Genomic DNA, 21,989 nt, shown 5'->3' on the forward strand with positions numbered 1-21,989 from the left:
GGCCTGAAAAGGACGATTGAATGGGTCCCCTGTCCTATTATCAGCTCTACGAACTCCAGCATGCCGCGTTGTCGCCGATGCGAGCGGCGGCGGACGCGATGAAGCTGGCGCTGCGCAATCCGTTCAATCCGTTCGGGCAGACCGCACTCGGCAAGAACTGGTCGGCCGGCCTCGAAGTCTTCGAGCGCATCACGCGCCGCTACGGCAAGCCGAGCTTCGATCTCCCGACGACTTTGGTCAGCGGAACGCGTGTCGCCGTCACCGAGAAGGTCGTGTGGGAACGGCCCTTCTGCCGGCTGATCCATTTCGAGCGCGCTCTCGAGCGGCCGCGCAAGGACCCCAAGCTACTGATCGTCGCGCCGATGTCGGGGCACTATGCAACACTCCTGCGCGGGACAGTCGAGGCGATGCTGCCGAGGCATGAGGTCTATATCACCGACTGGGTTGATGCTCGGGCTGTTCCACTTTCCGACGGTCATTTCGATCTCGACGATTACATCGATTATCTCATCGAGATACAGCACGCCCTCGGCGGCGACGTTCACATCGTAGCGGTCTGCCAGCCGGCCGTGCCCGTCCTGGCCGCCGTTGCCGTGATGGAGTCGCGGGGCGAGAGTGACCTGCCACGCACCATGACGCTGATGGGCGGGCCGATCGATACGCGGGTCAACCCGACCAAGGTCAACAAGATGGCCGAGGGCAAGGCGATCGACTGGTTCCGCGAAAAGACCATCATGCAAGTGCCGTTCCCGCATCAGGGGTTCATGCGCGAGGTCTATCCCGGATTCCTGCAGCTTTCCGGCTTCATGGGCATGAATCTCGATCGTCACGTCTCGGCGCACAAGAAATTTTTCCAGCACCTCGTCGAAGGCGATGGCGATTCGCAGACGAAACACACCGAATTCTACGACGAATATCTTTCGGTGATGGATTTGACGGCGGAATTCTACTTGCAGACGGTCGATACCGTCTTCATTCGTCATGCCCTACCGAAGGGCGAGATGATGCATCGCGATCTGCTAGTCGACCTGACGGCCATCCGCAACGTCGCGCTCCTCACGGTCGAGGGTGAGAACGACGACATTTCCGGCGTCGGCCAGACCGAGGCGGCACAACATCTGTGCATCAATATTCCAGCCGACATGCGGGCGCATTACATGCAGCCCAAGGTCGGACATTACGGCGTCTTCAACGGATCGCGCTTCCGTGCCGAGGTAGCGCCGCGCATCGCCGACTTCGTGCTGACGCATAATCGCCCGCGCGTGGCCAGCGAGCCGCCCTTGGCGAAGATCGAGCCGGAGATCGTTGCGCCGGCCGAGCCGTCGGCACCCATCGAGTCAGCCATGCCGACGGTATCCGCCGAGCCGGCGGCGACCAAGGTCCCGGCGAAGCGCCCCTCGCGCAAGGCAAAGGCGGAGAGGCTCGACGCAATCCTGCTCTCGGCGCCGGACGGCGTTGCCGACGATCTGAAGCAGATTTCGGGCGTCGGTCCGAAGCTCGAGACGACGCTGAACGCAATCGGCATCTTCCATTTCTGGCAGCTCGCCGCCCTGACAGCCGCGCAATTGACGGAACTCGACTCGCGCCTTGCCTTCAAGGGCCGGGCCGCGCGCGACAAATGGGTGGGGCAGGCAGCGACGCTGGCCGGCGAGAGCCTCGCCGTCAACTGATCGCGGTTTCGCGGATCAGCCGGCGGCTTCCGGCACGGGGAGATGGCTTCTCGCCGTCTTGGCGGCGAGATCGTGGCTGAGGACGCCGCGTATGCCGATATCGATGTCAGCTATCTTGGACATCAACGACTTGAGATCGGCAACAGGCCAGGCCAGCGCCTCGGCCTCGGCGCTGAGGGTGACGTCGGCGGTTGCTTCCCCGCCAGACAGGAAAGCGATCTCGCCCAGAAAGACGCCGGCTCCCACCGTCAGGTGCCTGCCGTCCTTGGCGATGTCGGCGCTTCCCTTGACGAGATAGAACAGCTCCTGCGGCCGGGTTCCACGTACCAGGATCGGCTTCGGTCCCGTGACTCGCACTGCGATCTTGATCAGGCGGCGGAACTGGCCGGGGCTCAGCACATGGATCGCCTCATGGAGCGGCCTGAGATCCGCTTCGATGTCGTAGCCGAAGCGATCGCGGATGATGATGACGATCATCACGAGGTTGAGGGCGATGGTCAGCAGCTTCCAGAGCAGCGGATCGAACAAGGGCCCGCCCGGCAGCCACGTATAATAAAGCGCCTGCAGTGCCATGCTCAGCACCATTAGCGCCCGAAGCTGGATCTGGTCGCGGAAGAGGAAGGCAATGAGCGTGATCGCATTGCCGACATGGAACAGGATTTCGAGGGCCATGGAGAATCGCTAATCGGCGAAGCCGGTGTCGGCGGTCCCGATGCGTCCCACGGAGCTCTGTCATATAAAAGCCAATTCTTCGCCGGGCGACTGGATGGGGCAGACCGAGCGGGATTTGGGCATTGGCGCGGATTCCCTCCCCCTTTGCGGGGAGGGTTAGGGAGGGGGTAACGGCGAGTTCTCTAAGACGGCTTGCGCGCCCGCTGCTCGCCAATCCCCAAAATCGGCGCCAGTACCCCTCCTCGATCCTCCCCACAAGGGGGAGGAAGAAGAAGCAGCCTCACGCCGGAACCAGTTGCTCCACCGCCTGCATGACGCCGCGCAGTTCCGCGAGGCCCTTGAGGCGGCCGATGCAGGAATAGCCCGGATTGACGCGCATGCCCTTCTCGACCTTGTCGATGTCGTCGACGAGGAGATGACCGTGGTCGGGGCGCATCGGGATCGCCGTGTCGGTGCGGCCCTCGGCCTTGCGACGCCGTTCCTCGCGGGTCAGCGCGACGATCAGGTCGACCATGTTGGTGCCGCCGGCGAGGTGATCGTCCTCGAAGAAGGACCCATCGGCCTCGCGCGTCACATTGCGCAGATGCACAAAATGGACGCGCGGGCCGAATTCCTCGGCCATGGCCGGCAGGTCGTTGTCGGGACGCGCGCCATAGGAACCGGCGCAGAGCGTCAGGCCGTTGGCGGGAATATCGACCGTTGAGAGCAGGTGGCGGGCATCCGCGGCGGTAGAGACGACGCGCGGCAGGCCGAACAGCGAGAAGGGCGGATCGTCGGCATGGATGCCGAGGCGAACGCCGAGTTCTTCGGCGAGCGGCGCGATTTCCTTCACGAACTCGATCAGATGCTCCTGCATCTCGGCGTGACCGAGCCCGTCGAAGCGGGCGATCTGGCGGGCGATGCCCTCGCGAGTGAAGGAATCCTCGCCGCCCGGTAGGCCGGCGATGATGTTCTTCTCCAGGCGGTCCTCTTCATCGGTGCTGATCGAGGCGGCGCGGGTGCTGGCCGCCTTCAGCAGATCGTCGGAATAGGACGCGGCAGCGTTCGGACGCTTCAGGATGTGGACGTCATAGGTGACGAAATCGACCATGTCGAAGCGCAGCGCATAGCCGCCCGTGGGGCGCTTCCACATCAGATTGGTACGCGTCCAGTCGACGACAGGCATGAAATTGTAGCAGATCGTGTCGATGCCACCTTGCGCCAGGCTGACGAGGCTGCCCTTCCAGGCGTCGATCTTTTCGCGATAGGCGCCGTTTCGGAGCTTGATCTCGGAGGGAACGGGGATTGATTCGCAGACGCTCCAACGGAGGCCGGCAGCCTCGATGATCGCCTTCCTCGCCAGCACGTCGTCGAGGGTCCAGGCCCGGCCGTCATAGATGTGATGCAGCGCCGTGACGATACCCGTCGCCCCCGCCTGCTTCACATGATCCAGCGTGACCGCGTCTTCCGGGCCAAACCAGCGCCAGCACTGCTCCATGGACTTTTCCTCTCCGATGATTATCGATCGGGGGATAGGCATAGACCGGACGAAGCCGCTGTCCAACGCTTTCGCGCAGGCTTCGATCAAGAAATATGGGGAGGGAGAGAGTGACGGATCTGGATCCGGCGCTGGAGGATTGGCTGGTCCGGGAGGGCCTCGCGCCGGATCGCGCCTCGGTCCGCGCCGAGCCGCTGACCGGCGGTGTCGCTTCCGATATCTGGCGCGTCGAGGCCGGCGGCCGGCGTTTCGCCGTCAAGCGGGCGCTCGCCAAGCTGAAGGTAGCGCGCGACTGGCGGGCGCCGGTGTCGCGCAACGCCAATGAGGTCGAATGGCTGCGAACGGCCAGCGCGATCGTCCCGGATGCCGTGCCGAAAATCCTCGCCCATGATACCGAGGTCGGCGCCTTCGCCATGGACTATCTCGATCCGGACGATCATCCGGTTTGGAAGGCCGAGCTTAGAGCTGGCCGGGCCGACCCCACTTTCGCCGCGAAGGTCGGGACAACGCTTGCCGCGATCCATGGCGGCACGGCTGGAAGAGCGGACGAGGCGGGCCGGTTCGGTTCGAACGAGACCTTCAGCGCGCTGCGGCTCGATCCCTATCTGAACGCCGCCGCCGAGGCCCACCCCGATCTCGCCCCGGCGCTGCATGCCCTGGTGGCGCAGACGCTGGCAAGCCGCAAGGCTCTAGTCCATGGCGACATCTCGCCCAAGAACATACTGGTTGGCCCACAGGGGCCGGTGCTGCTCGACGCCGAGTGCGCCTGGTATGGCGACCCGGCCTTCGACATCGCCTTCTGCCTCAATCACATGCTGCTGAAGTGTCTCTGGGTCCCGGCAGCGCGCGAGAACTTCCTCGCCAGCTATGATGGGCTCGCCGCCGCCTATCTCGGCGCCGTCCGCTGGGAGAGTGTCGACTCGCTCGAAGCACGCGCCGCGCGGCTGCTGCCCGGGCTCTTTCTCGCCCGCGTCGACGGCAAATCGCCTGTCGAATATGTGACCGAGGAATCGGACCGGGAGAAGGTCCGGCGGACGGCGCGCCGTCTTCTCATGAACCCGCCGACGCGCCTTTCGGCGATCCGCACGATCTGGAACACGGAACTCACCGCATGACGACAAGTGAAATCGCCACCGTGATCGGCCGGCGCGTCTGGGATTCGCGCGGCCGGCCGACCGTCGAGGCCGAGATCCGCCTCGCCTCCGGCGCCATCGGCCGCGCCATCGCGCCGGCCGGCGCTTCGATGGGCAGCGGCGAGGCCGTCGACCTTCGCGATGGCGGAACAGCCTTTGGCGGCTACGACTTGACCCGCGCGGTTCGATCCGTGAATGGCGAGATCGCGGCCCTGCTGAAGGGTCGCGATCCCCGCGACCAGGCCGGCATCGACGCGGCGCTGATCGCGCTCGACGGAACGCCGAACAAGGCCCGGCTCGGTGGCAACGCCATGATCGCCACCTCGATGGCGCTGGCCCATGCGGCAGCGGCAGAGGCCGGGGAGCCGCTCTGGCGCTACCTTTCCGGTGGAGGCGCGATCCGCATCCCCGTGCCGGAAATCCAGATCTTCGGCGGCGGCGCGCATGCGGCACGGCGCGTCGACATCCAAGATTTCATGGTGATGGCGCCGGGAGCCTCGTCCTTCGCCCAGGCGCTCGACTGGACGGCGGAAGTGTATCGCGCCGCCGGGCTCCGGATGAAGAAAGCCGGAAAATTGCAGGGCGTTGCCGACGAGGGCGGCTATTGGCCGGCCTTCGGCTCCAATGAGGAGGCGCTGGACGAACTCGTCGCCGCGATCGCCGACGCCGGTTTCACGCCGGGGCCCGATATCGGAATCTCGCTGGATGTCGCCGCCTCCGAGTTCGGCCGGAACGGCAGGTACCGCCTGACGCTCGATGACAGCGAACTCGACACCGAGGGGATGATCGACCTGCTCGGCCGCTGGCTCGCGACCTATCCGATCCTTTCGGTCGAGGATCCTCTGGCCGAGGATGACGAGGCGGGCTTCATCGAATTCACCCGCCGCTTCGGTGCGAGCTGTCAGGTGATCGGCGACGATTTCCTCGTGACCAATGCTGCCCGCGTCGAGAAAGCGGCGCAGAAGCGCTCCGCCACGGCCGTGCTGGTTAAGCCAAACCAGGCCGGCACGCTGACCGAGACGAAGGCGGCCCTCGACGCCGGCAAGGCGGCCGGCTTCGGCACCATCGTCTCGGCGCGTTCGGGCGAGACGGAGGACGTTACCATCTGCCATCTCGCTGTCGGCTGGGATGCCGGACAGTTCAAGGTCGGTTCGTTCTCGCGCTCCGAACGCATGGCGAAATGGAATGAGATGCTGCGGATCGAGGAATCGCTCGGCGCCGAGGCGGTGTTCTCGGGGAAGAAGGCGCTGGGGGTCTCAAAGGAGTAGGGGCTATCGACGCCTGCGGCGGCTGGCCCCCTCCCTAGCCCTCCCCCGCTGCGCGGGAGAGGGAACGACAATCACTGAGGGCGAAACCCCTGAACTCCGCCGGCCTGCTCCCTCTCCCGCGCAGCGGGGGAAGGTTGGGGAGGGGGCGAAGAGTCGAGACCTTTCAGATCTCAATATGTCGCGCGGCCACCCGAAACATCAAACACCGCGCCGGTCGTGAACGAGCATTCGGGGCTGGCGAGCCAGGTGATGATCGAGGCGATCTCGTCGACCGTACCGAAGCGCCCCATCGGGATCTTCGACAGCATGTAGTCGATATGGGCCTGGCTGACCTGGGCGAGGATAGGGGTGTCGACCGTGGCGGGCGTGATCGCGTTGACCGTGATGTTGTCCTTGGCGAGTTCCTTGCCGAGCGATTTGGTAAGGCCGATCACGGCCGCCTTGGCCGCCGAATAGGCGGAAGCCGTTGGGTTGCCTTCCTTGCCGGCGATCGAGGCGACGTTGACGATGCGCCCATAGCCGTTCTTCTTCAGATAGGGCGCGACAAAACGGTTGCAGTAGAAGAGGCCGTGGACATTGATGGCGAAGACGCGCTGCCATTCCTCGATCGGATAGTCGACGACCAGGGCGTTCTTGCCGGCGACGCCAGCCGAGCAGATGAGGATGTCGATCTTACCGAGATGGCCCTCGGCCTCTGCCGCGGCGGCTTCGACGGCCTCGGGCTGGGAGATGTCGAGCGCAACGCCATGGGCGTTCGGGCCGAGCTTTTCCTTGGCGGCACCGATGCGGGCAGCGTCCACATCCCAGAGACAGACTGTTCCCCCCTCGGAGACGATGCGCTCCGCCGTCCGCAGACCAATGCCCGAAGCACCGCCCGTGATGATGGCTCCTCGCCCTGCAAACCTAGTCGTATCCACCATTGTCCCATTCTTTCAGATGGCATGCCTTGCGCACGCGGCCTCCCGACGGTCGCTAGTGGTAAGCAAAGCAAACCTCTCGCACAACCGATTTTGAGAAGGGCCTGCTCTGGCGTGCCAGCACCGATCGCCTATAAGGAAGCCAACCGAACTTATGCATCGATGGAACGCGCCATGTCCTTGAACAGCGTCGAAGAAGCCATTGCCGCGATCGCGGCCGGCGAACTGGTCGTGGTGGTCGATGACACCGATCGCGAGAACGAAGGCGATCTGATCATGGCGGCGTCGAAGGCGACGGCCGAGAAGGTCGCCTTCATGATCCGACACACGAGCGGCATCCTCTGCGTGCCGGTGACGGGCGAGCGCGCCGAGCAGCTGCACCTACCGCCCATGGTCGCCAATAATCGCGATCCGATGCGCACCGCCTTCACCGTTACCGTCGATTACAAGGTCGGCCTGACAACGGGCATTTCGGCGGAGGAGCGGGCGAACACCATCCAGGCGCTCTCCAACGACAATTGCACCGCCGCCGACTTCCTGCGCCCCGGCCACATTTTCCCGCTGATCGCGCGCGACGGCGGCGTGTTGATCCGCTCCGGCCATACTGAAGCGGCGATCGACCTAGCCCGGCTCGCAGGTCTGGAGCCCGCCGGCGTGCTCGCCGAAGTGGTCAATGACGACGGCACGGTGAAGCGGCTACCGGAATTGATCGAGTTCGCCAGGGAGCATGGCCTCAAGATCGTCTCGATCGAGGATCTGATCGCCTATCGGGCGCGGACGGAAAGCTTCATCAAGGAAGTCGACCGGTTCGAGACGCCGGTCGGTGGGCGCACCGCCATGGCCTATGTCTATGAAACGCCGTTCGATCCACTGCAGCATCTCGCTATCGTCTTTGGCGATGTTGCCGAGCAGAACGACGTGCTGGTGCGCATCCACCGCGCCAACCCGATCAGCGATCTTGTGTCGCGCGGGCCGGATTCGAAGAGCTGGCTGGAGACGACGCTCCGGAAGGTCGGGACGGCCGATCGAGGCGTCTTCGTCATGATCCGCGATCCCGCCGTGGTCCGACCCGACGGTTCGGTCGCCGGCGATGGCGAGGAGAAGCATCTCTCGGCCCGGCAGCGCAAGGAGCGCTGGCGCGAAGTCGGCGTCGGCGCGCAGATCCTGCGCGACCTGCGGGTGCGCTCGATCCGCCTGCTGACGTCGCAGGAACGGCAATATGTCGGCCTGCAGGGCTTCGGCATCGAGATCACGGGACGCGTCAGCGCCGAGTAGAAATTCGCCCGAGCGCCGGCTCTTGTCTGCGGCCCGGCGCATTTTGCGCGGAACGAAAGTCCAGGCACCGCATTGGACTCTCCGAACGGCCTGGGGGCCGTGCCAAACACGGAGAAGACCATGCTGAACTGGGCCATTCTGTTTCTGATCGTGGCGCTTGTTGCCGCGGTGCTCGGCTTTGGCGGTATTGCCGGAACGGCGATCGGCATCGCGAAGATCATCTTCGTCGTCGCCATCGTGCTGTTCCTGATCTCTGCCGTCATGCATTTGATGCGCCGCGCCTGACGCGTCGTAGCGACACAAAAACCCCGCTTCGAGCTATCTCGAAGCGGGGTTTTTGTTGTGCGCTGGACGATCCGGTCAGGCGCGGAGGCGCATGGCCGCCGCGATTTCCTCGGCCGAGATCTTCGCCGTGCTGCTATCGGGCAACTCGACGCCGCCCTGCATGATTTCCTCAAGCCTCGCGCGCGCGCGCGAGACGCGGCTCTTCACCGTGCCGACGCGCACGCCGCAGATCTCGGCTGCTTCCTCGTAGGAGAAGCCGCTGGCGCCGATCAGGATGAGCGCCTCGCGCTGCTCGTCCGGCAGGAGGCGCATGGCGCGCAGGAAGTCATCGAGTTCGAGATGCCCGGGCTGGGCGGCGATATCGGAGAGGCGGCCGGCATGCAGCCCGTCCGCGTCCTCGACCTCGCGGCGGCGCTTGCGCACTTCCGAATAGAACTGGTTGCGCAGGATCGTGACCAGCCAGGCGTGCAGATTGGTGCCTTCCTGGAACTTGTCGCGGTTGGCGAGCGCCCGCATGACGGTTTCCTGCACGAGATCGTCGGCGCGATCACGGTTGCCGGCCAGCGATCGCGCGAAGGCGCGCAGCATCGGCAACGCCTCGACAAGACCGCTCTTCATGGTCGCGGCGCTCACACCGCCCCCTTGCCGGGTTCGCCCCGGCTGCCGGGATCGTCCTCAATGCGCTCCAGAAGCGACATGATATCGTCGGGCATGGGTTCGTTCAGCGCGTCGTCGAAAACGCGGCGGAGCTGCCGACCGATCCAGTCTTCCTTGTGCCTCAGTTCCTCGGTCGACGGAAGCGGCGCTACGAGGCCTCTCCGTTCCTTATCATCCTGACTCACGTTTTCTATCCCAGATTTGCGCATGCGCGGCTCGTCTTCTCGTCGTTGACTCCGCCATTCGCCCCCGGCCGAACTCATCAGCCCAGCGTCTCACTCGCCTCCAATGCGGGATGCGAATTTTGGTTCCATGTTTCGGAACCCAATTGTGGTAAGCGCATTGATGGTTGTCGACGCTCGCTTTCGAAGGTCCCATCCATGCCTGACTCCTTGTCGCAATCTCTCGCGCCGCACCTCGCTTTCCTGCGCCGCTATGCGCGCGCCCTTACGGGAGGACAGCGCAGCGGCGACGCCTATGTGCGCGCCTGCCTGCAGGCGATCGTCAATGAACCCGGCGTGATCGATCGCACCGTCCATCCGAAGGTCGCGCTCTATGCGCTGTTCCACCGGATCTGGTCCGGGACGCAGGTCGGCGGCATCGACATGGTCGACGATCTCACCCGGCAGGAGACGACCACGCAGCAGCGCCTTTCGACCATGACCCCCGAGAGCCGTCAGGCGCTTCTGCTCACCACGATGGAGGGATTCTCCGATTCCGACACGGCATTGGTGATGGGCACGGACGAGATGGCGATCCGCGCGCTCGTCGCCGATGCGCTGACCGAAATCGACCGTCAAACCCGCACACGCATCCTGATCATCGAGGATGAGCCGATGATCTCCATGGATCTTTCCGGCATCGTCCAGGAACTCGGCCATGAAGTGGCTGGTATTGCCCGCACCCGCGACGAAGCGGTGGCAGCCGCCGCGGCGGAGCAGCCGGGACTCGTGCTTGCCGACATCCAGCTCGCCGACGGCTCCTCCGGGATCGATGCGGTGAAGGATATTCTCGCGGGCTTCAGCGTGCCGGTGATCTTCATCACCGCCTTCCCGCAGCGGCTGCTGACGGGAGAGCGGCCCGAGCCGACGTTCCTGCTGACCAAGCCGTTCGATCCGCGCACGGTCAAGGCGGCGATCAGTCAGGCGCTGTTCTTCAACTCGACGGCCTCAATGGCGGCTTGAGCCGCCATCCTAGGTCAGGCGGCGCCGGCTATTTGCGCCGCCGCCCGAGGCCGCTCAGCAACCCCATAGCGAAGGCGACGGCCATGGCCGTCGTCGGACCGCTTTCGGCGGCCTTGCGCTTCTTCTGCGATTTCTGGATCGCCATCACGGCGAAAATGATCAGTCCGGCCAGCAGGAAACCGCCGGCCACAATCAGCTTAGCCGTCAGCGTCCCATAGGCGATCGTCAAGGCCTCATATCCCGCGGCAGCGGCAAAGCCGACACCCAGCAGCAGGCAAAGGACCGCCGCCGCGCCCAGGACAAGGCGCTTCGCCGTTCGGGCCGTCGCCTCCGTGGCGGCGGCCGTCGCGATGCTGGCGATCGCTTCGAAGATCCCGCTCATCGACGGCCCAGCAAGGCGCCGATGACGAGCCCGACGCCGGCGGCGATCAGTACCGAAGGCAGTGGGTTGGCCGTGATGCGACCTTCCAGCACCTCGGCCATATGCTCCCCATGCCGGCGTGCGTCATCAGCTGCATCGCCCGCCCGCCCGGCTGCGTCGCGCAAAGCCTCGGCACCGGCATGAGCTTTCTCGGAGGAGAAGCTGCGCATCGATTCCGTCAGGGCTAGCAACTCGGCCTGGATCGCCTTGATCTGTTCGGAAAGATCCGCTGCGCCTTCGCTCTTATCTGCCATATCGTCCACTCCTCGCGCCCGGCCGGGGCCGGCGATGCATGATCCACCGCCTATCGGACAATTTTCCCGATCCGGTGCATCACTGGATACTATCAGAAGCCGCGCTCGACGGATTTCGCATCCGTCAATTTCCGCGCGACCCGTCAGCAAACGGTAAACACAGGGAACGGTTCCGTGCGGTGATCGCGATGATGCGACGAGGCCGGCGCCGCTCAGGACCGCGAGAATACCGCATAGCGGCCGGAGAGCGGCTTGCGGCGGGGCGGGGCCCAACCGCCGATCCGCGACGTCGCAAGGCCGAGCACCGCAAGGTTCTCGACGAGCCGAACGGCCGCGGAGACGCCTTCGATCACCGGCAGGCCGTGCTCGGCCGATAGCGAGCGGGCGAGATCCGCCATGCCGGCACAGCCGAGCACGATCGCCTCGGCCCTGTCGTCGCGGATCGCTCGGTCGATTTCCGCCGAAACGCGGTCGCGAGCCGCCGAATGCGGATCCTCCAGCGCCAGCACCGGTACCTCGGCGGCGCGGACCCGTCCGCAGCGCGAGGCGAGGCCATAGCGCACGAGATTGTGCTCCAGGGCGGGGATCGACCGCGACAGCGTCGTCACGACGCTAAACCGGCCGGCAACGAGGCTCGCCATGTGATAGGCGGCCTCCCCGATGCCAATGACGGGAGCGCTCGCGAAGCAGCGGGCGGCGTCGAGGCCGGTATCGTCGAAGCAGGCGATGACGTGGCCGGCTATATCCTGCCCTTCGCCGCGCGCAATCTCCTCCAGCAGACCCGGGACCGACAGCGCCTCGTCGAAATAGCCCTCGATCGACACGGGGCCCTCACTGGGCTGTACCGCGAGGATTTCCGTACCCGCTGAAGCGGCTTGGCGCGCGGCGGCGGCGATCTTGGCCGTCATGCTCGCCGTCGTGTTGGGATTGATGATCTGGATACGCATGGTCTGTCTCAAACTACGCCTTGCCGGCGTCGGAACCGTGGCGGCGACGGCGGGCCTGAACGATGAGCACGCCGACGAAGGCGGTCAGGATGACGGCGAAGGAGACCGCCGTCGTGACCGTGCCGAGGGCATAGATCACCGGCGTCGTGACGGTCGTGGTGAGGCCGCGCAGCGTCAGCGGCAGCGTGTTGGCCGAGCCGACGGCCTGGCTGGAGCGCGCGATCTCGTCCCAGGAAAGCGTGAAGCCGAACAGCGCCACGCCGAAAAGCGAGGGCAGGATGATCGGGAAGACGACGTGGCGGAAGGTCTGCCAGGGCGAGGCGCCGAGATCGCGCGCCGCCTCCTCATAGGCCGGGTTGAAGCGGTTGAAGACGGCGAACATGATCAGGAGGCCGAAGGGCAGCGTCCAGGTCAGATGCGCGCCGAGGCCGGAGGTGAAGAGGCCCATCAGCGTCTGGTAATTGTCCTGGATCGAGGTCCCGACCCAGACGAGGAAGCCGGTCCAGGCCGTCGGGTTCTCGATGTCCGCGTAGTTCTCGACCAGACTGTCGCCCCAGCCGGTGATGGTCTGGTTGACGAGCTGGAACTCAAGCGCGATGCCGAGCGACACGACGATCGACGGCAGAATCAGGCTAGCGATCGCCGTGAAGAACAGCGCGTTCGAGCCGCGGAATTTCTTGCGGAACGCGTAGCCCGCCATGATCGAGATCACGACCGTCAGGAGCGTCACGACGAGGCCGAGCTTCAGCGAGTTGATCAGCGCGTCGACGACATTGGGCACGCCGATACCGGCCCACAGATTGTGAAACCAGTGCAGCGACACCCCGTTCATCGGGAAGGTCATGCCGCCGCTCGGGCCCTGGAAGGACAGCACCAGGATGGTGATCGTCGGTCCATAGAGGAACAGCACATACAGCGCGAAGATCGCCGACAGGACATAGAAGGTGCGGGAGCGGCCCTCGGACATAAGCGTCAGAGCTCCTTGCGGATGTCGACGAAGCGCAGCATCGTCCAGATGATCATCAGCACGACGGCGAGCAGCACGATCGCGTTGGCGGCGGCGATGGGGAATTGCAGCGCAGTGATCTGGGTCTCGATCACCTTGCCGGCCGAAGCGATCTGCTGGCCGCCCATCAGGCCGACCGAGATGAAATCGCCCATCACGACGGTGATGACGAAGATCGAGCCGATGGCGATGCCGGTCTTCGACAACGGCACGATGACGTTCCAGATGGTCTGCCAGGCCGAGGCGCCATTATCATAGGCCGCCTCGACCAGCGATTTGTCGATGCGCGACATGGAATTCAGGATCGGCACGATCATGAAGACCGTGTTGATGTGCACGAGTGACAGCGTCACCGCGAAGCTGGAATAGAGCAGCCAATCGATGGGCTGCGAGGTGATGCCGGCATTCATCAGCGCCTGGTTGACGAGGCCGTTGCGCCCGAGCAGCGGGATCCACGAGATCATGCGGATGACGTTCGAGGTCCAGAACGGGATCGTACAGAGCAGCGCCAGCACGATGCGCATCGTGTTCGTCTTGATCTCGAAGACGAGGTAGTAGGCGATCGTAAAACCGAGCAGCAGCGTGATCAGCCAGACCAGGAAGCAGAATTTCAGCGTCGATAGATAGGTGCGGAACGTCGTGCAGAGGTCGGGCAGAGATGCGAAGCACTTGTCGAAGGCCGAGGCGTAATTGTCTCCGACGAAAGCCGGCTCGATCGAATAGCCGGTGTAAGTCCAGAACGAGACGATGAACGTGACGAGCAGCGGCAGCAGGAAGAAGATCAGGAATACGAGGGCGAGCGGAGCCGCCTGCCAATAGGGCGTCCAACGCGATTTCACGTCCAGCATCGTGAGGACAGCTCCTGTTCGTCCGCGAACGTCCTGATGGACCGCAAGACCTCCCCCGGATGCGGGGGAGGCAGTTCTTCACGCCTCTCGGGAGAGAGACCTCAAGGGGACACGCAGCTTACGCGGCGATGAACTCGTTCCACTTCTGGACCATGTAGGCGTTCTCCTTCATGGTCGAGTTCCAGCAGGCCACGGCGCCCATGCGGGTGTCGTAGGAGCCGCCGTCGCGGACCGTGCCGGCCTTTTCGAGCAGGCCGCCATCCGGACCGAGAATGTCCTTCTCAGCCGGCTTGCCTTCCATCCAGAATGCCCATTCGAAGGGTTCCATGTTCTCCTTCGCCGTCTCCAGCACCGCCGCGTAATAGCCTTGGCGGTTCAGATAGGCGCCGGCCCAGCCGGAGAGGAACCAGTTGATGAACTCATAAGCCGCATCGAGCTTCTTGCCCTTCAGCGTCTTCGGCAGGCCGAAGCCCGAGGCCCAGGCGCGGTAGCCTTCCTTCAGCGGCTGGAAGGTGCAGGGGATGCCCTTCAGGCGCACGGCGGTGACGGCCGGCGACCACATGGACTGGATCACCGTCTCGCCCGAGGCCATCAGATTGACGCTCTCGTTGAAGTCGGTCCAGAAGGCGCGGAACTGGCCGGCCTTCTTGGCCTCGATCAGGGTGGCGATCGTCTTGTCGATCTCCTCCTTGGTCATGTTGCCCTTGTCGCCATATTTCACGAGGCCCATGGCCTCGTTGACCATGGCGGCATCCATGATGCCGATCGACGGGATGTTGAGGATCGCGGCCTTGCCCTTGAATTCGGGATTGAGCAGTTCGGCCCAGCTGTCGATCGGACGCTTGATCAGGTCAGGGCGAATGCCGAGCGTGTCGGCATTGTAGGTGGTCGGGATCAGCGTGATCCAGTCGGTCGGCTCGGCGGCGAAGGTCTTGCCGCGCTGCTTCTCCAGATAGAACACCTTGTGCGGTGCTGTGCCCTGGTCGCCGATCTTCTTGCCGCCGATCTCGCCCTTGGTCATGACGGTGGCGAGCTTGTCGACCAGCTTCACCTTCTTGGCGTCGATGCCCATCAGATTGCCCGACGGGATCAGGTTGGGCAGGCTCGCATATTCGCTGTCGACGAGGTCGAAGGATTCCGGCTGCGTGATGATGCGCTTGGTGACGTCATCGGTCGTAACCGTCACATATTCGATGTTGATGCCGGTGATTTCCTTGGCCTTGGCCGCGATCGCCGGGGACTGGTTGGTCGCGGTCGAGAGGTAGCGCAGCGTGATCGGCTCGTCGGCATGGACGGCCGGGAAGCCGGTAACGGCCGTCGTGCCGACGAAGCCGGCGGTGATCGCCGATCCCTTCAGCAGCGTGCGGCGGGAAATCCCGCCCTTGTCGGTCTTGCTCATGGCGTTCGTCTCCTCTGATGCCAGTTCGCGTCGCGCCGGGCCCTGTGGTCAGGCGGCGAGTTCATGCACGTCCCGTGGGTCCCAGCGGACGCGCACGGTGTCGCCCGTCTCGATCGGACGCTCGTAGAAGGTTCGTTCCGGAACGATGGCCGTCATTTCGATCCCGGCCTCGGTGGCCAGGCTCAGGAAGACGGCCGTGCCCTGATATTCGACCTCGCGCACGACGGCGCTGGTGCCGTCCTCGCCCTCGGTCACGATCTGCAGACGATCGGCGCGGACGCTGACCTTGCGCCCGCCCTCCGGGATGATGTTGTGGCCGCCGATGAAGCGGGCGACGAACTCGCTCGCCGGCGCGTTGAAGATTTCGCGCGGGGTGCCCTGCTGCTCGATCTTGCCGGCATTCATGATGATGATCAGGTCGGCGAGCGCCATCGCCTCTTCCTGGCTGTGCGTCACATGGATGAAGGAGATGCCGAGTTCGCGCTGGAAGCGCTTCAGTTCGGCACGGACCTTGATCTTCAGGAACGGGTCGAGCGCGGAGAGCGGCTCGTCGAGCAGCAGGATCTGCGGATCGGTGACGAGCGCCCTGGCGAGCGCCACGCGCTGCTGCTGGCCGCCCGAGAGCTGGCTCGGCAGCCGCTCGGCAAAGCGCTCCATGTCGACGAGCTTCAAGGCTTCGGTCGCCTTGATCGAGCGGTCGACCTTGGAGACGCCCTTCATCTTCAACGAGAAGGCGACGTTGTCGCGCACCGAGAGATGGGGAAACAGCGCGTAGGACTGGAACATCATCGCCGTGCCGCGCTTGGCTGGCGGCAGGCCGTTGACGACCTCCGGGCCGAGCACGATGTCGCCGTCGGAGACGCTCTCATGGCCGGCGATCATCCGCAGCGTCGAGGATTTGCCGCAGCCCGACGGCCCCAGCAGGCAGCAATAGGTGCCCGCCTTGATCTTCAGATTGATCGCATCCACGGCGGTCGACTCGCCGTAGCGCTTGGTCACGGAAGCAAGTTCGAGATCGGCTGCCCTTGCCATCGGTCACTCCTTGTCGGCCGGAGCGATGTTCGCAAGTCGTGTGCCAATTGGCGGCGCACCGCCGGATTCGCCATTTCCCTTTGATTCGGCGACGATTCGTCGTTCCAATGCCGAGAAGGCCGAGCCGCATGCCTCCTGACGCCTCATGCCTAAGAATTCACCGCATGAGGACGATATGAGCACATTTTGTATACGATCCGGGCCTTGCTTCATCGCCGACCTCGGCTAGTCTCCTTTCACGGCGCGTCGCGGAGCCTTCCCTCCGTGCGGCCCCGGAAGACGACCATGCCAAGCACGACCGGCCCGTCGCGACGGGCCGCCCCATCGGTCCTCGAGAAGCGGGCGCCGCTCCGCAGCGCGCGCGCCACCTTCGTCTATGGCGAATTGCTGGCGGCGATCGTCGACCACCGCCTCACGGCCGGGACGCGCCTGCCCGAGGACGAGATCGGCGCGGTCTATGGTGCCAGCCGCACCATCGTCCGATCGGCCCTGGAGGCGCTGTCGCATGAGGGGGTCGTGCGGATCGAGCCCAATCGCGGCGCCATGGTCGCCCATCCAACCGTCGACGAGGCGCGGGCCGTGTTCGAGGCACGGGCACTGATCGAGCCGCGCGTCGCCGAGGCCGCCGCGAAACTGGTGACGCCAGCCGATATCGAGGCGCTCCGCAGGCAGGTCGAGGCCGAGCACGCGGCGCTCCATGCGGGGGATCATCGCCGCGCCATCGTACTCTCCGGCGACTTCCACGATTCGATCGCCGCGATAGCGGCGCAGCCGATTTTTGCCGGCTTTGTAAGGGAACTGATCATGCGCTCCTCGCTGATCATTTCGCTCTACTGGCGGCGCAAGGAGGCGACCTGCGCGACGCCGGCACATGGCGCCCTCATCGAGGCGCTCGCCGCGCACCGGGCCGAGGAAGCGGCGGCGCGGATGGCCGACCATATCGCCGACCTCGTCGACGGCCTGGATCTGACAGGACGGCAGGAAGTGCCCTCATCGCTGTCCGACATTTTGAGCCGACAGACGGCGTAAAGGCGCTTGCCAGCAATAGCCGGCGGCGCTAGAAGCGCATCGTTCCCTAGCTTCATAGCGGCGAACCGTAAGCGTTACCGTGATCCAACGCGCTCAACGACCCATGCGTATTGCCGTGGGTCACGTCCTTTGTGGACGGGCGCACGGCAGAACATCACGGAGCTTTCCATGACGACCACTTCCCGTCCCGCCAGGCCTCGCCGGCTGCCGGCCCACTTTCATTCCATCGTCTTCCCGTTCATCCTGTCGATCATCATGTGCGGCACCGTGTCCGCCGTCTCGACATTGAAGGGACTGGGACTGACGCCGGATTTCCCGACGCGCTGGCTCTCCGCCTGGGGCATCTCCTGGCTGATCGCCTTTCCGGTGCTGCTGATGATCCTGCCGCTTGTCCGGCGGATCGTCGGGGCGATCGTCGCCGCCCCGGCGCGTTGAACCGCGTCTGCCGGCCCTCCCCGCAAGGAGGCGGGCCGGCGCGGAGCTTCAGCTCACCGCTGGTCCAGCTCCAGCAGGATCTGATCGATCTGCGCGATCACAGCTTCGGCCGTTACGGCGGCCGTGAACGAGCCGGGCGCCAGCGCCGTTCGCCAATCGGTCGTGTCGTCGACCAGGAAGCGGACATTGCGGTTGAGCGGCCCGGCATGGTGTCGGTGGCGCTCCTCATAGATCGCGACCACGGGACCGCCAAACGCCGCGGCGACATGGGTCAGTCCCGTGTCGGTGCCGGCATAGAGATCCGCACTGGCGACCCGCAGGATCGATTCCGAAAGCGGCGAGTGCGTCATGTCGCGGACGCCCTCGACCGCGGCTCCGATCGCCTCGACGGCCGGCCGGTCGTCGCCAGCCCCGATCAGCCAGACATGCAGGCCGCGCGAGCGGACGTGTCGGACGATCTCGATGAGCTTGGGCAGAGCCAGCGAGCGGCGGTCGCCGACCCGGCCCGGCACCAGCGCCAGCACCCGCTCGCCGCCACCGACGCCTTCGCGCTCCCGGCAGGCAGCCCGTTCGGCTTCCGGGACGGAGAGCCGAGGCGGCGGCAGGCTCGCCAGATCGACGTCGCGCTGGCGCAGCAGCATCGTCGCCTGCTCGAGGACGAGCGGCGGGTCGTTGCGGTCGAGCCCGAAGCGCGGACGATTGATTACCGGATAGCGGAACTCTCCGAACCAGCCGATCCGCTCTGGAATGCCGGCAAGGAACGGCACCAGCGCCGCCTTGAAATTGGTCGCCAGCACATAGGCAGTGGCGTGGCGCGCCTTGCCGACCTCGCGGGCGACGGCAAGGCGGCGGCCGAGATCAAGCTTGCCGCTGCGGCGGGCGAACTCATAGACATGCCGGATATCGGGCGAGAACGGACCGACCGCCGTGGCTGGCGGCGAGCCGAGAATATCGATCGGCACGCCCGGATGGCGCGCGGCGATGATCCTGACCGCGGTGAGGCAGCGCACGAAATCGCCGATGGCGGGCATGGAGACAACCAGAATACCGCTTCGGCTCATCTTCGAACTGACTCACGCCACCATCGCGCCCGCGTCGCATCCGCCGTCATCGGGAAACCCCTAGCTAGCCGGTTGGCCGGGTAAGTCAATCCGCGGCTTGAAACGGCCTGAACGCGCCGAAAATGAGCAGCGCCAGATTGGAAATGCTCAAATCAACGCCTTGACGGCCTCTCGAGAATTTGTCCAAATGATCAAGAGTTTTCCGGCGCCGATAAAACCAACCAGAGGCGGCGTTCGGAACGTTTCCCGGGCTTGCGCCCGTTCGGGACCGGTTCGCCGGTCCGCTCCGCATGGAGGAGAGACCTATGGCGATGAGCGCGCCGGACATCGCATCGGGCCGTCTTGCGGCCGATGACTATGCCCGCAATTTTTCCGACATCCATCCTCCGTTGGGCCGCCATCAGGCGCTGGTCGAGGCGGATCGCTGCTATTTCTGCTATGATGCGCCCTGTGTGAAGGCCTGCCCGACGACCATCGACATCCCGCTCTTCATTCGCCAGATCCTCACCGACAATCCGCTCGGATCGGCCGAGACCATCCTGTCGCAGAACATTCTCGGCGGGATGTGCGCCCGCGTCTGTCCGACCGAGACGTTGTGCGAAGAGGCCTGCGTGCGCGAGGAGGCCGAGGGCAAGCCGGTGAAGATCGGCCTGTTGCAGCGCTACGCAACGGACTATCTCATGGGAGAGAAGGGCGAGCAGCCCTTCCAGCGCGCGGCCCCGACCGGCAAGCGCGTTGCCGTGGTCGGCGCCGGGCCGGCCGGCCTCGCCTGCGCCCATCGTCTCGCCATGCATGGCCATGACGTCGTGATCTATGAGGCGCGCGAGAAGGCCGGCGGCCTGAATGAATATGGCATCGCCGCCTACAAGACGCCGGACGATTTCGCCCAGGCCGAGGTCGACTTCATCCTGTCGATCGGCGGCATCACGATCGAATATGGCAAGAAGCTCGGTCTTGATTTCACGCTGGATGAACTGAAGCGCTTCCACGACGCCGTCTTCCTGGGCATCGGCCTTTCCGGCGTCAACGGATTGGGCCTTGCGGATGACAATCTGCCGGGCATCGAGGACGCGGTCGACTATATCGCCGAGCTGCGCCAGGCCGAGGACCTTGGCAGGCTGCCGGTCGGCAGCCGTGTCGTCGTGATCGGCGGCGGCATGACGGCAATCGATATCGCGGTGCAGTCGAAGCGGCTGGGCGCCAAGGAGGTGACCCTCGTCTATCGCCGTCCCCGCGACAAGATGAAGGCCTCGGGCTACGAGCAGGAACTTGCCCTGACCAATGATGTCGTCATCCGCGACAGCGCTCGCCCCACCCGCCTGATCACGGCGGAAGGCCGCGTCACCGGCGTGGAGTTCGAGATGACGATGGAGGAGGCCGGCAAGCTCGTCGGGACGGGGGAAACGTTCGAGATCTCGGCGGACATGGTCTTCAAGGCGATCGGCCAGAAGCTGATCACCGCACCGCTGCACGACCACGCCATCCGCTTCCGCTATCAGCACGGCACCGTCGACATCGACGATGAATGCCGCACGTCGATGCCGGGTGTCTGGGCCGGAGGCGATTGCTCGGCCGCGGGCGACGGGCTTACGGTCGAGGCCGTCGCCGATGGCCGCATCGCCGCCGAATCCATCCATCGCGCGCTCAGTGCCGGCTGAGGGAGGACTTCACCATGGCCAATCTCGCTTCGAATTTCGTCGGCATCAAATCGCCGAACCCGTTCTGGCTCGCCTCGGCACCGCCGACCGACAAGGCCTATAATGTCGTGCGCGCCTACAAGGATGGCTGGGGCGGCGTCGTCTGGAAGACGCTCGGCACCGATCCGCCCGTCGTCAATGTCTCGGGCCCGCGCTATGGCGCGATCCATTCCAACGACCGCCGGCTGATCGGGCTCAACAATATCGAGCTGATCACGGACCGGCCGCTGGAGGTGAACCTTCGCGAGATCAAGGAAGTGAAGCGCGACTGGCCGGACCGGGCGCTGGTCGTCTCGCTGATGGTCCCCTGCGAGGAACATTATTGGAAGGACATCCTCGCCAAGGTCGAGGAGACCGAGTGCGACGGCGTCGAACTGAATTTCGGCTGTCCGCACGGCATGAGCGAGCGCGGCATGGGCTCGTCGGTGGGCCAGGTGCCTGAATATATCGAGATGGTGGCGCGCTGGTGCAAACAGCACACGCGCATGCCCGTCATCGTCAAGCTGACGCCCAACATCACCGATATCCGCTATCCGGCGCGCGCCGCCAAGGATGGCGGGGCCGATGCGGTGTCGCTGATCAACACGATCTCATCGATCATCGGCGTCGACATCGACACCTTCTCGCCGCTGCCCTCGATCGACGGCAAGGGCAGCCATGGCGGCTATTGCGGCCCGGCGGTGAAGCCGATCGCCCTCAACATGACGGCGGAAATCGCCCGCGACCATCACACGCGCGGATTACCGATTTCCGGCATTGGCGGCGTCACCACCTGGCGCGACGCGGTTGAATTCATGGCGCTCGGTGCCGGCAATGTGCAGGTCTGCACCGCCGCCATGACCTATGGCTTCCGCATCGTCCAGGACATGATCACCGGCCTCTCCGACTATATGGACAAGCACGGCTTCACCTCGGTCGACGAGATCGTTGGCCGCGCCGTGCCGAACGTCACCGACTGGCAGTATCTGAACCTGAACTACGTCGCCAAGGCGAAGATCGACCAGGATCTCTGCATCAAGTGTGGCCGCTGCCACATCGCCTGCGAGGACACTTCGCACCAGGCGATCACCTCCATGGTCGACGGCAAGCGCCATTTCGAAGTGATCGACGCGGAATGCGTCGGCTGCAATCTCTGCGTCAATGTCTGCCCGATCGATGATTGCATCACCATGGAGCCCATGACCGCGGGCACGGATCCGCGTACGGGCTTCCCGGTCACGGGCCAATACGCCAACTGGACGACGCACCCGAACAACCCGATGGCGAAGCCGGCGGTGGTCGTCGAGCCGGCGGAGTAAGGACGACGGGAGGCGGCCTCGTCC

23 protein-coding genes are annotated in these 21,989 nt (G+C 64.9%); 10 read left to right on the top strand and 13 right to left on the bottom strand.

Annotated features, from left to right (window positions below; translation table 11 throughout):
- Window positions 1-20 precede the first annotated feature (20 nt).
- Window positions 21-1,670, top strand: coding sequence for a polyhydroxyalkanoate depolymerase (gene phaZ / locus OSH05_RS08325; protein WP_104220718.1), 1,650 nt, complete (start codon window positions 21-23; stop codon window positions 1,668-1,670).
- Window positions 1,671-1,685: 15 nt separating this feature from the next.
- Here the strand turns inward: phaZ and OSH05_RS08330 are convergent, their stop codons facing one another.
- Both OSH05_RS08330 and uxuA read right to left on the bottom strand, forming a co-directional pair.
- Complete coding sequence (locus OSH05_RS08330) at window positions 1,686-2,342, bottom strand: cyclic nucleotide-binding domain-containing protein (RefSeq protein ID WP_104220719.1); 657 nt, start codon at window positions 2,340-2,342, stop codon at window positions 1,686-1,688.
- Window positions 2,343-2,622: 280 nt separating this feature from the next.
- A complete protein-coding gene (gene uxuA, locus OSH05_RS08335) occupies window positions 2,623-3,819 on the bottom strand; it encodes a mannonate dehydratase (protein ID WP_104220720.1) in 1,197 nt (398 codons plus the stop codon).
- Window positions 3,820-3,929: 110 nt separating this feature from the next.
- On the opposite strand from uxuA, the gene OSH05_RS08340 reads away from it, so the two are divergent.
- The gene (locus tag OSH05_RS08340) at window positions 3,930-4,934 is read left to right on the top strand and encodes a phosphotransferase family protein (RefSeq protein ID WP_266352120.1); all 1,005 of its coding nucleotides are present in this window, start codon (window positions 3,930-3,932) and stop codon (window positions 4,932-4,934) included.
- A complete protein-coding gene (eno, locus tag OSH05_RS08345; protein ID WP_104220722.1) occupies window positions 4,931-6,220 on the top strand; it encodes a phosphopyruvate hydratase in 1,290 nt (429 codons plus the stop codon). Before OSH05_RS08340 ends, eno begins: the two co-directional genes overlap by 4 nt.
- A 170-nt stretch (window positions 6,221-6,390) precedes the next feature.
- Here the strand turns inward: eno and OSH05_RS08350 are convergent, their stop codons facing one another.
- The gene (locus tag OSH05_RS08350) at window positions 6,391-7,140 is read right to left on the bottom strand and encodes an SDR family NAD(P)-dependent oxidoreductase (RefSeq protein ID WP_104220723.1); all 750 of its coding nucleotides are present in this window, start codon (window positions 7,138-7,140) and stop codon (window positions 6,391-6,393) included.
- 171 nt (window positions 7,141-7,311) lie between these two features.
- Here OSH05_RS08350 and ribB point away from each other — a divergent pair, with 171 nt between their 5' ends.
- A complete protein-coding gene (gene ribB, locus OSH05_RS08355) occupies window positions 7,312-8,412 on the top strand; it encodes a 3,4-dihydroxy-2-butanone-4-phosphate synthase (RefSeq protein ID WP_104220754.1) in 1,101 nt (366 codons plus the stop codon).
- A gap of 120 nt (window positions 8,413-8,532) precedes the next feature.
- Entirely contained in the window at window positions 8,533-8,697 is a 165-nt protein-coding gene (locus tag OSH05_RS08360; RefSeq protein WP_104220724.1) for a DUF1328 domain-containing protein, read from the top strand.
- 75 nt (window positions 8,698-8,772) lie between these two features.
- Here the strand turns inward: OSH05_RS08360 and OSH05_RS08365 are convergent, their stop codons facing one another.
- On the bottom strand, window positions 8,773-9,315 hold the full coding sequence (locus OSH05_RS08365; RefSeq protein ID WP_104220755.1) for a sigma-70 family RNA polymerase sigma factor: 543 nt from the start codon (window positions 9,313-9,315) through the stop codon (window positions 8,773-8,775).
- 11 nt (window positions 9,316-9,326) lie between these two features.
- Window positions 9,327-9,539 carry a NepR family anti-sigma factor gene (locus OSH05_RS08370; RefSeq protein WP_133163154.1) on the bottom strand — a complete coding sequence of 71 codons (213 nt, stop codon included), beginning with the start codon at window positions 9,537-9,539 and terminating at the stop codon, window positions 9,327-9,329.
- A gap of 195 nt (window positions 9,540-9,734) precedes the next feature.
- On the opposite strand from OSH05_RS08370, the gene OSH05_RS08375 reads away from it, so the two are divergent.
- On the top strand, window positions 9,735-10,538 hold the full coding sequence (locus OSH05_RS08375; protein ID WP_104220726.1) for a response regulator: 804 nt from the start codon (window positions 9,735-9,737) through the stop codon (window positions 10,536-10,538).
- 28 nt (window positions 10,539-10,566) lie between these two features.
- Here the strand turns inward: OSH05_RS08375 and OSH05_RS08380 are convergent, their stop codons facing one another.
- The 7 genes from OSH05_RS08380 to OSH05_RS08410 form a co-directional block, all read right to left on the bottom strand.
- The gene (locus OSH05_RS08380) at window positions 10,567-10,920 is read right to left on the bottom strand and encodes a hypothetical protein (RefSeq protein WP_104220727.1); all 354 of its coding nucleotides are present in this window, start codon (window positions 10,918-10,920) and stop codon (window positions 10,567-10,569) included.
- Window positions 10,917-11,213 carry a glycine zipper domain-containing protein gene (locus OSH05_RS08385; protein ID WP_104220728.1) on the bottom strand — a complete coding sequence of 99 codons (297 nt, stop codon included), beginning with the start codon at window positions 11,211-11,213 and terminating at the stop codon, window positions 10,917-10,919. The genes OSH05_RS08380 and OSH05_RS08385 overlap by 4 nt, the downstream gene beginning before the upstream one ends.
- 212 nt (window positions 11,214-11,425) lie before the next feature.
- On the bottom strand, window positions 11,426-12,160 hold the full coding sequence (locus OSH05_RS08390) for an aspartate/glutamate racemase family protein (protein WP_104220729.1): 735 nt from the start codon (window positions 12,158-12,160) through the stop codon (window positions 11,426-11,428).
- 13 nt (window positions 12,161-12,173) lie between these two features.
- The gene (locus OSH05_RS08395) at window positions 12,174-13,127 is read right to left on the bottom strand and encodes an ABC transporter permease (protein WP_104220730.1); all 954 of its coding nucleotides are present in this window, start codon (window positions 13,125-13,127) and stop codon (window positions 12,174-12,176) included.
- Window positions 13,128-13,132: 5 nt separating this feature from the next.
- A complete protein-coding gene (locus OSH05_RS08400) occupies window positions 13,133-14,014 on the bottom strand; it encodes an ABC transporter permease (RefSeq protein ID WP_104220731.1) in 882 nt (293 codons plus the stop codon).
- 118 nt (window positions 14,015-14,132) lie between these two features.
- The gene (locus OSH05_RS08405; protein WP_104220732.1) at window positions 14,133-15,413 is read right to left on the bottom strand and encodes an ABC transporter substrate-binding protein; all 1,281 of its coding nucleotides are present in this window, start codon (window positions 15,411-15,413) and stop codon (window positions 14,133-14,135) included.
- A 48-nt stretch (window positions 15,414-15,461) separates the two neighbouring features.
- On the bottom strand, window positions 15,462-16,445 hold the full coding sequence (locus OSH05_RS08410) for an ABC transporter ATP-binding protein (protein WP_104220733.1): 984 nt from the start codon (window positions 16,443-16,445) through the stop codon (window positions 15,462-15,464).
- A gap of 285 nt (window positions 16,446-16,730) precedes the next feature.
- Here OSH05_RS08410 and OSH05_RS08415 point away from each other — a divergent pair, with 285 nt between their 5' ends.
- Both OSH05_RS08415 and OSH05_RS08420 read left to right on the top strand, forming a co-directional pair.
- On the top strand, window positions 16,731-17,474 hold the full coding sequence (locus OSH05_RS08415) for a GntR family transcriptional regulator (RefSeq protein ID WP_104220734.1): 744 nt from the start codon (window positions 16,731-16,733) through the stop codon (window positions 17,472-17,474).
- 168 nt (window positions 17,475-17,642) lie between these two features.
- Window positions 17,643-17,909 (top strand): DUF2798 domain-containing protein, encoded by a 267-nt coding sequence (locus tag OSH05_RS08420; protein WP_104220735.1) that lies wholly within the window; start codon window positions 17,643-17,645, stop codon window positions 17,907-17,909.
- Between the two features lie 53 nt (window positions 17,910-17,962).
- On the opposite strand, the gene waaF is transcribed toward OSH05_RS08420, so the two are convergent.
- Complete coding sequence (gene waaF, locus OSH05_RS08425) at window positions 17,963-18,970, bottom strand: lipopolysaccharide heptosyltransferase II (protein WP_104220736.1); 1,008 nt, start codon at window positions 18,968-18,970, stop codon at window positions 17,963-17,965.
- 305 nt (window positions 18,971-19,275) lie between these two features.
- On the opposite strand from waaF, the gene OSH05_RS08430 reads away from it, so the two are divergent.
- Together OSH05_RS08430 and preA are read left to right on the top strand one after the other, a co-directional pair.
- Complete coding sequence (locus OSH05_RS08430) at window positions 19,276-20,628, top strand: NAD(P)-dependent oxidoreductase (protein WP_104220737.1); 1,353 nt, start codon at window positions 19,276-19,278, stop codon at window positions 20,626-20,628.
- A gap of 14 nt (window positions 20,629-20,642) precedes the next feature.
- Window positions 20,643-21,965, top strand: a complete 1,323-nt coding sequence (preA, locus tag OSH05_RS08435) for an NAD-dependent dihydropyrimidine dehydrogenase subunit PreA (RefSeq protein ID WP_104220738.1) — start codon at window positions 20,643-20,645, stop codon at window positions 21,963-21,965.
- The last annotated feature ends 24 nt before the right edge of the window (window positions 21,966-21,989 follow it).

It is taken from the genome of Kaistia algarum, from assembly GCF_026343945.1.
In the GTDB taxonomy this organism is placed as follows: domain Bacteria; phylum Pseudomonadota; class Alphaproteobacteria; order Rhizobiales; family Kaistiaceae; genus Kaistia; species Kaistia algarum.

Bases quoted from the DNA above. Each gene is read 5' to 3' on its own strand.
- phaZ (WP_104220718.1), top strand. From the start codon at position 21: ATGGGTCCCCTGTCCTATTATCAGCTCTACGAACTCCAGCATGCCGCG.
- OSH05_RS08330 (WP_104220719.1), bottom strand. From the start codon at position 2,342: ATGGCCCTCGAAATCCTGTTCCATGTCGGCAATGCGATCACGCTCATT.
- uxuA (WP_104220720.1), bottom strand. From the start codon at position 3,819: ATGGAGCAGTGCTGGCGCTGGTTTGGCCCGGAAGACGCGGTCACGCTG.
- eno (WP_104220722.1), top strand. From the start codon at position 4,931: ATGACGACAAGTGAAATCGCCACCGTGATCGGCCGGCGCGTCTGGGAT.
- OSH05_RS08350 (WP_104220723.1), bottom strand. From the start codon at position 7,140: ATGGTGGATACGACTAGGTTTGCAGGGCGAGGAGCCATCATCACGGGC.
- ribB (WP_104220754.1), top strand. From the start codon at position 7,312: ATGTCCTTGAACAGCGTCGAAGAAGCCATTGCCGCGATCGCGGCCGGC.
- OSH05_RS08360 (WP_104220724.1), top strand. From the start codon at position 8,533: ATGCTGAACTGGGCCATTCTGTTTCTGATCGTGGCGCTTGTTGCCGCG.
- OSH05_RS08365 (WP_104220755.1), bottom strand. From the start codon at position 9,315: ATGAAGAGCGGTCTTGTCGAGGCGTTGCCGATGCTGCGCGCCTTCGCG.
- OSH05_RS08375 (WP_104220726.1), top strand. From the start codon at position 9,735: ATGCCTGACTCCTTGTCGCAATCTCTCGCGCCGCACCTCGCTTTCCTG.
- OSH05_RS08380 (WP_104220727.1), bottom strand. From the start codon at position 10,920: ATGAGCGGGATCTTCGAAGCGATCGCCAGCATCGCGACGGCCGCCGCC.
- OSH05_RS08385 (WP_104220728.1), bottom strand. From the start codon at position 11,213: ATGGCAGATAAGAGCGAAGGCGCAGCGGATCTTTCCGAACAGATCAAG.
- OSH05_RS08390 (WP_104220729.1), bottom strand. From the start codon at position 12,160: ATGCGTATCCAGATCATCAATCCCAACACGACGGCGAGCATGACGGCC.
- OSH05_RS08395 (WP_104220730.1), bottom strand. From the start codon at position 13,127: ATGTCCGAGGGCCGCTCCCGCACCTTCTATGTCCTGTCGGCGATCTTC.
- OSH05_RS08400 (WP_104220731.1), bottom strand. From the start codon at position 14,014: ATGCTGGACGTGAAATCGCGTTGGACGCCCTATTGGCAGGCGGCTCCG.
- OSH05_RS08405 (WP_104220732.1), bottom strand. From the start codon at position 15,413: ATGAGCAAGACCGACAAGGGCGGGATTTCCCGCCGCACGCTGCTGAAG.
- OSH05_RS08410 (WP_104220733.1), bottom strand. From the start codon at position 16,445: ATGGCAAGGGCAGCCGATCTCGAACTTGCTTCCGTGACCAAGCGCTAC.
- OSH05_RS08415 (WP_104220734.1), top strand. From the start codon at position 16,731: ATGCCAAGCACGACCGGCCCGTCGCGACGGGCCGCCCCATCGGTCCTC.
- OSH05_RS08420 (WP_104220735.1), top strand. From the start codon at position 17,643: ATGACGACCACTTCCCGTCCCGCCAGGCCTCGCCGGCTGCCGGCCCAC.
- waaF (WP_104220736.1), bottom strand. From the start codon at position 18,970: ATGAGCCGAAGCGGTATTCTGGTTGTCTCCATGCCCGCCATCGGCGAT.
- OSH05_RS08430 (WP_104220737.1), top strand. From the start codon at position 19,276: ATGGCGATGAGCGCGCCGGACATCGCATCGGGCCGTCTTGCGGCCGAT.
- preA (WP_104220738.1), top strand. From the start codon at position 20,643: ATGGCCAATCTCGCTTCGAATTTCGTCGGCATCAAATCGCCGAACCCG.